This is a genomic window from Microbacterium sp. XT11 (genome assembly GCF_001513675.1).
GTDB lineage: Bacteria > Actinomycetota > Actinomycetes > Actinomycetales > Microbacteriaceae > Microbacterium.
The window spans coordinates 2,633,301-2,646,027 of the sequence record NZ_CP013859.1 but is presented as its reverse complement, the minus strand read 5'-3'; the positions used below and the strand labels follow the sequence as shown (position 1 = coordinate 2,646,027).

Below are 12,727 nucleotides of genomic sequence, written 5' to 3'. Positions count from 1 at the left end.
AATGCCCGAACGTGAGAGTGCCTCCCCCCAGCACGATCCGGACGCCCGCCTGGGTGAGCTCTTCGAGAACCTCCCCGCGCCGAACCCGCAGCTTCCCGCGGTCGACGACACTCGGCCGGCACCTGGCTCTCGCCGCGCCGCGCGCGAGGCCGCGGCTGCCGCGCGCGCTGCGGATGGCGGTGCACCCGCGGCTCCGGATGGGCGGTCGGCCGATGCATCCGCGCATCCGCCGACCGGGCCCGCGACCCGGGTGGTGGATGCCCACCGCGCGTCGGCCGCCGAAGATCTGACGGCGGCCGCGTCGCCGGCACCTGATGGAGCCGCCTCCGTCGCGCCGTCGGGCATTCCGCTCGCCGCCGCTTCCGACGGCTCCGCCGGACCGGCTTCCTCGGAGGCCGTCTCCGCTGCCGGACGCCCCGCAGGCGGCGCGCTGGAGGATCTGTTCCGCGCGGAGCCGGAGCACGACTCACCGCGGCCACCGAAGAAGAAGCGTCGCACCGGCTGCCTCGTCGCGCTCATCGTCGTGCTCGCGCTGCTCGGCGGCGTCGCGGCTGCGGGCGTCTGGGTGATGAACACCTACGGAGACAAGATCTCCGAGATCATGGGCTGGGGAGAACCCAAGGACTGGGAGCCCGGCCTGGCGACCGGTGAGGCCATGGTCACCATCCGCGACGGCGACACAGGGAAACCCGTGTCGCAGGCCCTCTACGAGGCCGGCGTGACGAAGACCGAGGACGTGTTCTACGACTATCTCGTCGAGGAGAACATCGCCGTCACGTTCTACCCGGGCGTGTACCGGCTGCAGCGGAAGATGACCGCGGCCGCGGCGCTCGAGGCGCTCGAGAACCCGGACAACAAGCTGGAGAACACGGTCGCCGTGCCCGAAGGCGGCACCATCTCGTCGATCCTGCCGGTCATCTCCGAGAGCCTCGGGTTCACGGCCGAGGAGCTCGCCGCGGCCGTGCAGAATCCGGCGGCGTACGGCGTCGCAGCGCAGAGCCTCGAGGGGTGGCTCTTCCCCGCGGTGTACACGTTCGATCCCGGGGTCACGGCGCCGGACGTGGTCCGCCGCATGGTCGACCGCACGCGGGAGTCCCTGGCATCCGCCGGCGTTCCCGACGCGGATGCCGAACGCATCCTGACCATCGCGTCGATCATCCAGCGCGAGGGCCGCACGGCGGACTTCGACAAGGTGTCCCGCGTGATCCAGAACCGCCTCGACATCGACATGAAGCTGCAGATGGACTCGACGGCGCAGTACGGCTACGGCTCGCTGCACGAGGGCGTGGTGTCGAGCTCGGCCGAAGCGCTGGCCGACCCCAACCCGTGGAACACCTATGTGCACACGGGTCTGCCGGTGACGCCGATCGCCAGCCCCACCGACGCAGCCATCAAGGCTGCCATGCACCCCGCCGACGGGCCGTGGCTCTATTTCGTCACAGTGAACCTCGCGACGGGGGAGACGGTGTTCTCCACCACGTACGAGGAGCATCAGGCGGCGATCAAGCAGTGGGATGCGTGGTGCAAGGCGAACCCGGACGGCGGATGCAGCAAGTGACTGCGCACCGGCTGGCCGTATGGGGCGACCCCATCTCGCACTCGCGGTCGCCGCAGCTGCACGCCGCGGCGTATCGGATGCTCGGTCTCGACTGGGAGTACGGGCGCAGGCGCGTGTCGGCCGAGGACTTCACCGCGGACCTCGCTGGACTCGATCGGACGTGGCGTGGTCTCTCGCTCACGATGCCGCTCAAGGAGGCCGCGTACCGTGCGGCCGACTCCCGTGACCGGCACGCGCAGCTGACCGGCGCGGTGAACACGCTTCTGCTGGGCGCGTCGCTCCACGGATTCAACACCGACGTCGGCGGCATCGTCGACGCCCTCGCGGAGCAGGGCATCCGCGAACTCGGCCGCGTACGCATCATCGGTGCCGGCGCCACGGCCGCCTCGGCACTCGTCGCCGCCAGCGATCTGGGAGCGCAGGTCGTCGAGGTCCGCGCGCGGCGCCCAGAGCGCGCGACGGGCCTTGTCGACCTGGGCGAACGGCTCGGCGCGTTCGTGACGGTCCGGCTGATGGACGAACCGGCTGAGGGCGTGGACCTCACGGTCGCGACCCTGCCGAGCGGGACCGTCCTGCCCGACGAGCAGGCGGCGCGGCTGTCCGAAGATGGGGGAGTGCTGTTCGACGCGGCCTACGCGCCGTGGCCCTCCGCCCTCGCGCAGCGCTGGGGCTCGGCGCCGGCGATCTCGGGCTTCGGCATGCTGCTGCACCAGGCCGTGCGGCAGATCAGGATCTTCCTGCATGGCGACCCGGACACGCCCCTTCCGGACGAGCCCCGCGTCGTCGTCGCCATGCGCGACGCGATCGCCTGATCGGCGCCGTCGGCGATGCGATCGCATCGGTCGTCATGCGGGCGTCTGAGCTCTCGGCTCGTGGGAGACTAGAGCAATGCTCCGCGTGCTCACGGCCGGCGAATCACACGGCCCAGAACTCATTGCCGTCATGGAGGGACTGCCCTCCGGCGTCCCGGTGTCGTCCGAGGCCATCCAGGCCGACCTCGCCCGCCGCAAGCTCGGCTACGGCCGCGGGTCGCGCATGAAGTTCGAACAGGACGAGCTCACCATCTCCGGCGGCGTGCGCCACGGCAAGACCCTCGGGAGCCCGATCGCGCTGCGCATCGGCAACACGGAGTGGCCGAAGTGGACCGAGGTCATGAACCCCGAGCCCGTGGAGCTCACCGACAAGTCACGTGGCCGCGGTGCGCCGCTCACGCGTCCGCGTCCCGGTCATGCCGACCTCGTCGGCATGCAGAAGTACGACTTCGACGAGGCGCGTCCGATCCTCGAGCGTGCGAGCGCCAGGGAGACGGCAGCGCGCGTCGCGCTGGGAGCCGTCGCACGGGCGTTCCTCGGCGAGCTCGGCATCCGCCTGGTGAGCCACACGCTCTCGATCGGTCCGGTACGCGTGCCCGACGGCTCGCCGCTGCCGACTCCGGACGACGTCGACGCGCTCGACGCGGATCCGCTGCGCTGCTTCGACCCCGCGACCTCGGCGCTCATGGTCGCGGAGGTGGACGACGCCAAGAAGGACGGAGACACGCTCGGCGGGATCGTCGAGGTGCTCGCCTACGGGCTCCCGCCGGGGCTCGGGTCGCACGTGCACTGGGACCGTCGCCTCGACGCGCGACTCGCCCAGGCGCTCATGAGCATCCAGGCCATCAAGGGCGTCGAGGTCGGCGACGGGTTCGAGACGACCCGGCGCCGCGGATCGGCTGCGCACGACGAGCTGTTCGCGACCGCAGGCGGCATCACGAGAGGCACGGATCGCGCAGGCGGCACCGAGGGCGGGATGTCGACCGGGACGGTGCTGCGGGTTCGTGCCGGCATGAAGCCGATCGCCACGGTGCCGCACGCCCTGCGCACCATCGACGTCGCGACCGGTGAGGACGCGACGGCGCATCACCAGCGCTCCGACGTCTGCGCAGTCCCCGCCGCCGGAGTCGTCGCCGAGGCCATGGTCGCCATCGAGCTCGCCCGCGCGGTGCTGGAGAAGTTCGGCGGGGACAGCATCGGCGAGACCCGGCGCAATCTCGAGGGCTACCTGGCCGCCATCCCCGAGGCACTGCGCACGGCTCCGGCGTCCGAAGCCGCGCTCATCGCGCATGACGAGCGGGGCTGAACCGCTGACGCTGGTGCTGGTCGGGCCGATGGCTGCCGGCAAGACCAGCGTGGGTCGGCGCGTGGCACGTGCGCTCGGCGTGCCCTTCATCGACACCGACAAGCGGGTCTCCGCTGCTCACGGCCCCATCCCCGAGATCTTCGCGCAGAGTGGCGAGGCGCATTTCCGCGATCTCGAGCGGGCAGCAGTCGCTGAGGCACTGTCCGAGGGCGGCGTCGTCTCCCTGGGCGGCGGAGCCGTGACCGATTCGGGGACCCGGGCGCTGCTCGCGCGTCACCCCGTCGTGCTCCTGACCGTCTCGAAGGAGGCTGTCGCGCACCGGCTGGCAGGCGGCGGACGTCCACTGCTCGAGGGCGACGACCCCGTCGAACGGTGGGCCCGGATCTACGACGAGCGCCGGAGATGGTACCTGGAGGTGGCCGATGTGACGTTCGACACATCGCGTCGGCCGATGCAGAGGATCGCGGACGACATCGCGGCATGGAGGAGAGAGCAGTCATGAGCACGACCACCATCGGCGTCACGGGGAGCGACCCGTACGACGTCCTCATCGGGCGCGGCATCCTCGATCGGGTGTCGGGCGCACTCGACCCTGCCGTGCGCAAGGTGCTCGTGATCCACCCGCCCACGCTGGCCGACCGCGCGGCGGAGCTGCGAGACAGACTTCTCGCGGATGCGGCGAACGGACCGCGGGAGGTGCTGCTCGCCGAGGTGCCCGACGCCGAGCAGGGCAAGCGCATCGAGGTGGCCGCCTTCTGCTGGCAGGTCATGGGGCAGGCCGACTTCACCCGCACCGACGCGGTGATCGGATACGGCGGGGGAGCGGTCACCGACCTGGCCGGTTTCGTCGCCGCAACCTGGCTGCGCGGCGTGCAGGTGGTGCAGGTGCCGACGACGGTGCTCGGGCTCGTCGACGCGTCGGTGGGCGGGAAGACGGGGATCAACACCGCGGAGGGCAAGAACCTCGTCGGTGCGTTCTGGGCACCGCGTGCAGTGATCGGCGACCTGGACGAGCTCGGCAGCCTGAGCGGGAACGAGGCGACGGCCGGGTTCGCGGAGGTCGTGAAGGCCGGCTTCATCTGGGCGCCGGAGATCCTCGACATCGTCGAGGCGGACCCGTCTCGCGCGGTCGACACGAGCACGCCCGAGTTCCGCAGGGCTGTCGAGCTCGCGGTCGAGATGAAGGCCAGGGTCGTCTCCGACGATTTCCGCGAGGCTGGACAGCGCGAGATCCTCAACTACGGCCACACCCTGGGGCACGCGATCGAGCACGCCGAGCGCTACCGCTGGCGCCACGGCGCCGCCATCTCGGTCGGGATGCTGTACGCGGCGGAGTTGTCGCGTCTCGCCGGGCGGCTCTCGGATTCCGCCGCCGAACGGCACCGCAGCATCCTGGAGTCCCTCGGCCTCCCCACGTCGTATCGTGCGGGCGCCTGGCCGCAGCTCCTGGCGACCATGCAGCGCGACAAGAAGGCCCGGGGCGGCATGCTGCGTTTCATCGTGCTCGACGACATCGCGAAGCCCACCGTTCTGCAGGCGCCGGACGAGTCGCTGCTGTTCGCGGCGTATCAGGAGGTCGGCGCGTGAGCGGACGACTGCTTCTCCTGAACGGCCCCAACCTCAATCTGCTGGGTACGCGCGAGCCAGGGGTCTACGGGACGGCGACCCTCGCCGACGTCGAGCGCCTGGCCGCCGACGCCGCCTCGTCGCTCGGGTTCGAGTTGCGCGCGGTGCAGAGCAACCATGAGGGCGTGCTGATCGACGAGATCCATGCGGCGCGGCACGACTGCGACGGGATCGTGATCAACCCTGGCGGCCTGACGCACACCTCGGTCGCGCTGCGCGACGCTCTGACGGGTGTGGGGCTGCCGTTCGCCGAGGTGCACATCTCCGACGTGTACGCGCGCGAAGCGTTCCGCCATCATTCCTACCTCGACGACGTGGCAGCGGTACGCGTGGTCGGTCACGGCGTCGACGGATACGCCGAGGCGGTGCGCGAGCTCGCCGCCTTCCTCCGGCACCGCGAGAGCTGACCGCGAGACGACCGCCGTCTGCTCAGCCGCTGAGCGGAGACCACACGAGCATGACGCACACGGTCATGCCGATGAGCGCCACGAGGGCCATGGCGAGGAAGCACACCGCGAGCGGTCGCAGACGAGGAGGGCCCGGTCGCGCGCGCAGGCGCACCACCACCATCGCCACGAGCCCCGCGACCAGCAGCGCCGCCGTCACCCAGGCGACGGCCGACGCGGCTCCACCCGAGCCGGCGATCAGGACCAGCGGGATGAGGCATACGGCCGTGAAGACCGATGCCACGATGATCCAGACGGCGCCGGACGAGGTGCGCAGCGCCGGCTGCGACGAGACCCTCGTTGGGTCCGGAGGATCGGGCGGGACAGGACCGGTGTGCGTGGATGACATGCGGAACCTCCTGGTGGGCCTCCCAGGATGAGCGCGGTTCCCGCTCACGTCAATGGGGTGTCGCGCGCCACGCGACGGGTCGTAGCGTGGCCGTCGGCGCGTGCGGCTCGCGCGCCGGACCGACGAAGGGAGACGGCATGACCGTGCGACTGAACAAGAAGGCGGCCGAGCAGGCGCGATGGCTCGTGCGTGACGGCGACGTCGTGCGCGATGAACGCGACGACTGGAGCGAGCACGCGCCGAGCACCGAAGACGAGAACGCCTTCATCGACGACGAAGGCATGGCGGCGTATGCGTCCTGGCACCTCGGAGAGGACACCGATGCAGGCGAGGACACCAAGGGACGATGGAAGTTCCCCTACGGCGATTTCCGTCGCGTGCACCGGTGCGCCGTGATCTCCGGTGAGAGCCGCGCAGGGCAGTATGACCACGACGACATCGAACAGGCGCTGAAGGATATCCTCCGACTCATCGATGACGAGGGGAGCGGTCGCGACTGATGCGACATGCGGGCCGGGATCATGCGGCGTGCGGCAGCGCCGTCTGCATCCCGTAGAATCGACTGTCGGCTCCGCCGAGCCCCGCAGACTCACGAACGGAACTCCCAGCGCATGGCAACTACTGCAGACATCAAGAACGGCGTCGTCCTCAACCTCGAGGGTCAGCTCTGGAGCGTCGTCGAGTTCCAGCACGTCAAGCCCGGCAAGGGCGGCGCGTTCGTTCGGACCAAGCTGAAGAACGTGCTCACCGGCAAGGTGGTCGACAAGACGTTCAACGCCGGGTCCAAGGTCGAGCTCGAGAACGTCGATCGTCGTGACTTCACGTACCTGTACACCGACGGCGACGGCTTCGTCTTCATGGATCAGACCGACTACGACCAGATCACTGTGAGCGCGGCCACCGTCGGCGACGCGAAGAACTTCCTCCTGGAGAACCAGCAGGTCACCATCGCGCTGAACAACGGCAACCCGCTGTACATCGATCTTCCGGCATCCGTCATCCTCGAGGTGACCTACACCGAGCCGGGACTGCAGGGCGACCGCTCGTCCGCCGGCACGAAGCCCGCGACGCTGGAGACCGGATACGAGATCCAGGTTCCGCTCTTCCTCGAGACCGGCACCAAGGTCAAGGTCGACACCCGTACGGGCGAGTACCTCGGTCGCGAGAAGTAAGGCGTGAGCGCCCGGACCAAGGCGCGCAAGCGCGCTCTCGACATCCTCTTCTCCGCCGACGTGCGCGGTGACGATCTGGCGGTGACCCTGGCCGCCGAGGCGACGCGTGCCGCGAGTGAGCCGGCGCGCGAGGCCTCATGGCTGTACGCGAGAGAGATCGTCGACGGGATCATCGATCACCGCGACGAGATCGATGAGCACATCACGACGCACAGCCGCGACTGGAAGCTCGACCGCATGCCGGCCGTCGATCGGGCGCTGCTCCGCATCGGCGCCTGGGAGATCCTCTTCAACGACGAGGTGCCGACGGCCGTGGCGATCGATGAGGCCGTCGAGCTCGCCAAGGAGTTCTCCACCGACGACTCCGGCGCCTTCGTGCACGGCGTGCTCGCCAGGGTGGCACGCGCCGCGTGATCCGGTGCGCGTGCGCACCGTGATGTCGGATGCCGAGGGGAGGATGTCGGCATGCCCGCACCCCATGTCGATCTGCGTGACCTCATGCAGATCACGGATGCCGGGGGCTACGCCCGCGGGCTCGCGTACTTCCGCGAGGGCCACGTCGCCGAGCTGATCTGGCACGAGGACCGCCAGGAGCTCGAGGCGTACGTCGCGGGGAGCAACGGTGCGCAGTATGTCACCGAGGTGACGTTCGTGTCGTCGAGCGGCAAGGGACGCGTCCGGTCGACGCGGTGCTCGTGCCCCGTGCGCTCCGGATGCAAGCACGTCGTCGCGGCGTTGCTGGCCTCGAACGTGCACGAGTACTCGCAGCAGGCGGGTGCGCGTCGCGCTGAAACCGACGCAGCGGAGCCCGCGCCTGCGACCACCCCGGTGCCGCCGTCGTGGCGTGCTCTGCTGGGCGAGACGGACGTCCGCGGATCTCGGGCCACGCCCCTCGCGCTGGGCTGGGAGCTCCGGCATCGTGAAGCGCGCGGCGGCAACCCGTGGGCGGCACGGTCGGTGCGACCGGCGACTCCGCGCGATCTGGCGACGACGTCCGGAGAGCTGTTGCTGGCGATGCGTCCGCTGATGAGGAGCAGGCAGACGGGCGCCTGGGTGCACGGGAACGCGGGGTGGGACACGGTCCGTCGTGATTCGTCGCAGTTCGAGCGTGGCCAGAGCCGCTGGTTCGCCGATCTGCTGAGCATCTCGCGCGATTCGCTCCTGTCGGGGAACGCCGGAGACTGGCTGGTGATCGACCAGGTCGAGTCCCCCTTGCTGTGGTCGCATCTGCGCACGGCCGAGTCGCTCGGCATCCCGCTCGTCGCGAGCCGCACGCACACGAGCGTGCGCCTCGCAGACTCGGCCGCGGTCGAGACCGTGGTCCGGCGCGCCGAGCAGGGCGGGCTCGCCGTGTCGGCAGAAGTCCGGATCGACGGCGAGATCGTCGACCCGCGCGGCGTCCGCCCCGTCGGAAGGAGCGGTCTCTACGCCGCCGCCCTCCAGGGCAGCCGCATCCGGGTCGTCCTCGCCGAGGCTCCCCTCACCGCACAGACACGGGCGCTCCTCGCCGCGTCCGTGCCGGTTACCGTGCCGCCCGACGAGGAGAAGGACTTCGTGCGCGAGGCCTATCCGCTGCTCGCGCGCACCACGCGGTTGCGAGCGGACGGCGATGTGACGCTGCCGGAGGTGCCCGAGCCGGTCGCGGTGCTCACGGTGACGTTCGAGCGAGGCGACGTGGTGAGCTTCGCCTTCTCGTGGGCGTATGAGGGCTTCGGCACGGTTCCGTTCGAGTGGACGGCGACCGCGGTGCGCGACGCGGATGCGGAGGCGGCAGCGCGGGCGGTGATCGAGGAGGCATGGCGCACCCACGTCGGCTCCCGGTTCATGGCCGAGGGGGCGCTGCACGATGTCGAGGCGGCAGCCTTCGTGGCGACGGCGCTCCCCGCCCTGGAGAGCGCAGGAGTGCGTGTGCAGACAGCAGGGACGCGCAAGCAGTACCGCGAACTCACCGGGGACCCACAGGTGAAGGTGACCACGGTGGAGACGACCGACGCCGACTGGTTCGACCTCGGCATCATCGTGACGATAGACGGGAGGAACATCCCGTTCGGACCCCTCTTCAGCGCGTTGAGCCGAGGACGCAAGAAGCTCCTGCTCTCGGACGGCGGGTACTTCTCGCTGAGCCATCCCGCGCTCGACCGCCTGCGCGAGCTCATCGACGAAGCCGCGGAGCTCGACGAGTGGGAGTCCGGCCCGCGCATCAGCCGCTACCAGACCGATCTCTGGGAGGAGTTCGAGGACCTCGCCGCGGAGGCTGAGCCGGCCGTGTCATGGCGGGCGACGGCCGAGGGGCTGCGCGCCGCCACCGGCGTCCCGCCGACGCCGGTGCCCGCGGGCCTGCGCGCGGAGCTGCGGCCCTACCAGAAGACCGGGTTCGACTGGCTCGTCTTCTTGTGGCAGCACAGGCTCGGCGGGATCCTCGCCGACGACATGGGCCTGGGCAAGACGCTTCAGCTGCTGGCCTTCGTGCAGCACACCCGGGAGACGGGGGCGCGTCGTCCGTTCCTGGTCCTCGCCCCGACGTCGGTGCTGGGCACGTGGAGGACCGAGGCTGCGCGGTTCACCCCCGAACTGCGCGTCGTCACGGTCGACGGAACCCGCGCCAGTCGCGACGGACGGCTCGCGGATGCCGCAGCCGCACACGACCTCGTGATCAGCTCGTACACCGTCGCCCGGCTCGGCGCTGAGGAGTTCTCGACGATCGAGTGGGCCGGATTGATCCTCGACGAGGCCCAGTTCGTCAAGAACCCGAAGACGAAACTGCACCGGGCGATCTCCGGCTTCCACGCCGACGTCACGTACGCCGTCACAGGCACCCCGCTGGAGAACAGCCTGTCGGAGCTGTGGTCGCTGCTGAAGCTCGCCGCACCCGGCCTCTTCCCGTCGGCGCGCCGCTTCCGCGAGCGCTACATCCAGCCCATCGAGCAGGGCAAGGTCCCTGAGAACTCCGAAGGAGGCGAGTACCGGAGACGCCGTCTCGAGCAGCTGCGGCGTCGCATCCGCCCGCTCGTGCTGCGGCGGACGAAGGAGCTGGTCGCGCCTGAGCTCCCTCCCAAGCAGGAGCAGGTCCTCGACGTCGAGCTCAGCCCGGCGCACCGGGCGCTGTACGACGTCGTCCTCCAGAGGGAGCGGCAGAAGGTGCTCGGCCTGCTCGACGATCTCGACCGCAACCGCTTCATCGTGTTCCGCTCGCTGACGCTCCTGCGAATGCTGAGCCTTGCGCCGGGGCTCATCGACGAAGACGACGCGGCCATCGGCTCCGCCAAGCTCGACACCCTGCTGGAGCGGGTGACGGAGCTGCAGGCCGAGGGGCACAGGGCTCTGGTGTTCAGCCAGTTCACGTCGTTCCTCGACATGGCGGCAGAGCGTCTTCGGCTCCACGGCATCCCGTACGCGCATCTCGACGGATCGACGAGGCGCCGTGACGACGTCGTCGCAGGCTTCAAGGCCGGTGAGCAGCCGGTGTTCCTCATCAGCCTGAAGGCAGGCGGGTTCGGCCTCACGCTCACCGAGGCCGACTACGTCTTTCTGCTCGACCCGTGGTGGAATCCCGCGGCGGAAGCTCAGGCGGTCGACCGCACGCACCGCATCGGGCAGACGAGCCAGGTCTTCGTCTACCGCATGATCGCGACCGGCACGATCGAAGAGAAGGTGCGCGAACTGCAGCAGCGCAAGGCGCGGCTGTTCACGGCCGTGATGGATGACGACGAGCTCTTCGCTCGCAGCCTGACAGCAGACGACATCCGCGCGCTCTTCGACGACGAGCGCTGACCACGGTCGATTGTCACGGCTGTCCTCCCTGGCCGCTCAGGAGGCCGCGGGTAGACTCGTGCTGTCCACTTCGAGAGGAATGCAATGCGGATCACGGGCCTCGGCCACGCCGGAATGTTCATCGAGACGACCGGGGGGAACATCATCTGCGACCCCGTGCTCGGTCCCTCCTTCTTCGGCTCCTGGTTCCCGTTCCCCGACAACCGCGGACTCGACTGGGAGCGCTTCGGCCGCGACGCGGACTTCCTCTACATCTCGCACCGCCACCGCGACCACTTCGACCCGCGGCTGCTCGAGCGCTACATCCGCAAGGACATCGAGGTGCTGCTCCCGGAGTACCCGATCGACGATCTCGAGCAGGACATCCGAGCGCTCGGATACACCAACATCACGTATGCGCCGGCGGGTGAGATCATCCAGCGCGGCGATCTCAAGATCATGATCACCCCGCTGCGGGCCCCGAGCGACGGACCGATCGGCGACTCGTCCCTCAGCGTCGACGACGGCACGGGCTCTGTGCTCAACCAGAACGACTCCCACCCGCTCGACCTCGAGAAGCTGCTGCACTTCGGCAAGCCCGATGCGTACTTCACGCAGGTGTCCGGGGCCATCTGGTGGCCGATGGTGTACGACCTCCCGATGGACGCGAAGCAGAACTTCGCGCGTCTTAAGCGCGAAGCGCAGAACAAGCGTGCCATGTACTACATCGAGAAGGTCGACGCGCCCCACGTCTTCCCGATGGCGGGTCCGCCGATGTTCCTGCGCGACGACCTGTTCGACTTCAACGGCACCGGACGCAACGGCGAGTCGATCTTCACGGATCAGAAGGAGTTCCTCGCGCATCTGAAGGAGCTGGCGCCGCAGTATGACGGCCAGCTCTTCATCCCGGGCACGGTGGTCACCGTCGAGGGCGGCGAGGTCACCACCGAGCAGACCCTCTACACCGATGCCGAGATCGCGCACATCTTCGACGAGAAGTGGGACTACCTCGAGGAGCAGCGCGCCAGCCGTCAGCAGGAGATCGCCGACGAGATCGCGACGCGCGCGGAGGTCATCCCTCCGGCCGAGATGCTGCAGGCGATCAAGGAGTGGTGGGAACCGCTGCTGAAGAAGTCGCGCACCATCCGGCTCGGCGTGGGCGGCAATGTGCGGTTCCGGATCGGCGAACTCGACATGGTCGTCGACTTCCCGCGGGCCAAGGTGCGCGAGTACGCCGGCGAAGAGTGCATCTACTGGTACACGATCCCCGCCGATCTCGTCTCGACCAACATCCGCGACCACGAGATCGACTGGTCGAACTCCATCTTCCTGTCGATGCAGTTCTCGGTGGGCCGCAGCGGCAAGTTCAACGAGTTCCTCACCACCTTCCTCAAGTGCCTGTCGGTCGACCGCATCGAGTACGTCGAGAACTGGTACCAGGAGCAGACCGACCAGACCGAGGACGCGCAGATCGGGGAGTGGATCGTGCAGCGCCGGTGCCCGCACCTGCGTGCCGACCTCACGCGCACGGGATCGGTCGACGAGGACGGCGTGCTCACGTGCAGCATGCACGACTGGAAGTGGGACCTGAAGACCGGGCGATGCCTGTCGACGGCCGGCCACCCGATCCGCTCGGCCAAGGTCGACGAGGTCACCGAGGACGCGCTGCGCCCGGCGGTCTGACGCGGGAGCGACCCGCCGGGTCCGA

At 69.4% G+C, this 12,727-nt stretch carries 12 protein-coding genes; 11 read left to right on the top strand and 1 reads right to left on the bottom strand.

Translation table 11 applies throughout. The features are described from left to right. Position 1 precedes the first annotated feature (1 nt). From mltG to aroQ, 6 genes are all read left to right on the top strand, one after another. Complete coding sequence (gene mltG / locus AB663_RS12460; protein WP_067199577.1) at positions 2–1,558, top strand: endolytic transglycosylase MltG; 1,557 nt, start codon at positions 2–4, stop codon at positions 1,556–1,558. Next, positions 1,546–2,370, top strand: coding sequence for a shikimate dehydrogenase (locus AB663_RS12455; protein ID WP_067202707.1), 825 nt, complete (start codon positions 1,546–1,548; stop codon positions 2,368–2,370). Before mltG ends, AB663_RS12455 begins: the two co-directional genes overlap by 13 nt. A gap of 76 nt (positions 2,371–2,446) precedes the next feature. Beyond that, on the top strand, positions 2,447–3,676 hold the full coding sequence (gene aroC, locus AB663_RS12450; protein WP_067199574.1) for a chorismate synthase: 1,230 nt from the start codon (positions 2,447–2,449) through the stop codon (positions 3,674–3,676). Continuing rightward, complete coding sequence (locus AB663_RS12445) at positions 3,660–4,178, top strand: shikimate kinase (protein WP_067199572.1); 519 nt, start codon at positions 3,660–3,662, stop codon at positions 4,176–4,178. Before aroC ends, AB663_RS12445 begins: the two co-directional genes overlap by 17 nt. After that, entirely contained in the window at positions 4,175–5,263 is a 1,089-nt protein-coding gene (gene aroB, locus AB663_RS12440; RefSeq protein WP_067199568.1) for a 3-dehydroquinate synthase, read from the top strand. The genes AB663_RS12445 and aroB overlap by 4 nt, the downstream gene beginning before the upstream one ends. Further along, positions 5,260–5,709, top strand: a complete 450-nt coding sequence (gene aroQ / locus AB663_RS12435) for a type II 3-dehydroquinate dehydratase (RefSeq protein ID WP_067199564.1) — start codon at positions 5,260–5,262, stop codon at positions 5,707–5,709. Before aroB ends, aroQ begins: the two co-directional genes overlap by 4 nt. A 22-nt stretch (positions 5,710–5,731) precedes the next feature. Here the strand turns inward: aroQ and AB663_RS12430 are convergent, their stop codons facing one another. After that, a complete protein-coding gene (locus AB663_RS12430) occupies positions 5,732–6,097 on the bottom strand; it encodes a hypothetical protein (RefSeq protein WP_067199561.1) in 366 nt (121 codons plus the stop codon). A gap of 137 nt (positions 6,098–6,234) precedes the next feature. Between AB663_RS12430 and AB663_RS12425 the strand changes: the two genes are divergently transcribed. The 5 genes from AB663_RS12425 (at position 6,235) to AB663_RS12405 (ending at position 12,702) form a co-directional block, all read left to right on the top strand. Then, positions 6,235–6,597, top strand: a complete 363-nt coding sequence (locus AB663_RS12425; protein ID WP_067202704.1) for a hypothetical protein — start codon at positions 6,235–6,237, stop codon at positions 6,595–6,597. 111 nt (positions 6,598–6,708) lie between these two features. Beyond that, positions 6,709–7,269, top strand: coding sequence for an elongation factor P (gene efp, locus AB663_RS12420; RefSeq protein ID WP_067199558.1), 561 nt, complete (start codon positions 6,709–6,711; stop codon positions 7,267–7,269). A 3-nt stretch (positions 7,270–7,272) separates the two neighbouring features. Further along, positions 7,273–7,683 (top strand): transcription antitermination factor NusB, encoded by a 411-nt coding sequence (gene nusB, locus AB663_RS12415; RefSeq protein WP_067199555.1) that lies wholly within the window; start codon positions 7,273–7,275, stop codon positions 7,681–7,683. A gap of 51 nt (positions 7,684–7,734) precedes the next feature. Further along, the gene (locus AB663_RS12410; RefSeq protein ID WP_232304538.1) at positions 7,735–11,040 is read left to right on the top strand and encodes a DEAD/DEAH box helicase; all 3,306 of its coding nucleotides are present in this window, start codon (positions 7,735–7,737) and stop codon (positions 11,038–11,040) included. An 84-nt stretch (positions 11,041–11,124) separates the two neighbouring features. Further along, positions 11,125–12,702 (top strand): Rieske 2Fe-2S domain-containing protein, encoded by a 1,578-nt coding sequence (locus tag AB663_RS12405; RefSeq protein WP_067199551.1) that lies wholly within the window; start codon positions 11,125–11,127, stop codon positions 12,700–12,702. Positions 12,703–12,727 lie beyond the last annotated feature (25 nt).

What these genes read in the sequence shown, in the direction of transcription:
- AB663_RS12425 (WP_067202704.1), top strand. Translation starts at nt 6,235, where the DNA reads ATGACCGTGCGACTGAACAAGAAGGCGGCCGAGCAGGCGCGATGGCTC.
- mltG (WP_067199577.1), top strand. Translation starts at nt 2, where the DNA reads ATGCCCGAACGTGAGAGTGCCTCCCCCCAGCACGATCCGGACGCCCGC.
- aroC (WP_067199574.1), top strand. Translation starts at nt 2,447, where the DNA reads ATGCTCCGCGTGCTCACGGCCGGCGAATCACACGGCCCAGAACTCATT.
- efp (WP_067199558.1), top strand. Translation starts at nt 6,709, where the DNA reads ATGGCAACTACTGCAGACATCAAGAACGGCGTCGTCCTCAACCTCGAG.
- AB663_RS12410 (WP_232304538.1), top strand. Translation starts at nt 7,735, where the DNA reads ATGCCCGCACCCCATGTCGATCTGCGTGACCTCATGCAGATCACGGAT.
- aroB (WP_067199568.1), top strand. Translation starts at nt 4,175, where the DNA reads ATGAGCACGACCACCATCGGCGTCACGGGGAGCGACCCGTACGACGTC.
- AB663_RS12405 (WP_067199551.1), top strand. Translation starts at nt 11,125, where the DNA reads ATGCGGATCACGGGCCTCGGCCACGCCGGAATGTTCATCGAGACGACC.
- AB663_RS12455 (WP_067202707.1), top strand. Translation starts at nt 1,546, where the DNA reads ATGCAGCAAGTGACTGCGCACCGGCTGGCCGTATGGGGCGACCCCATC.
- AB663_RS12445 (WP_067199572.1), top strand. Translation starts at nt 3,660, where the DNA reads ATGACGAGCGGGGCTGAACCGCTGACGCTGGTGCTGGTCGGGCCGATG.
- AB663_RS12430 (WP_067199561.1), bottom strand. Translation starts at nt 6,097, where the DNA reads ATGTCATCCACGCACACCGGTCCTGTCCCGCCCGATCCTCCGGACCCA.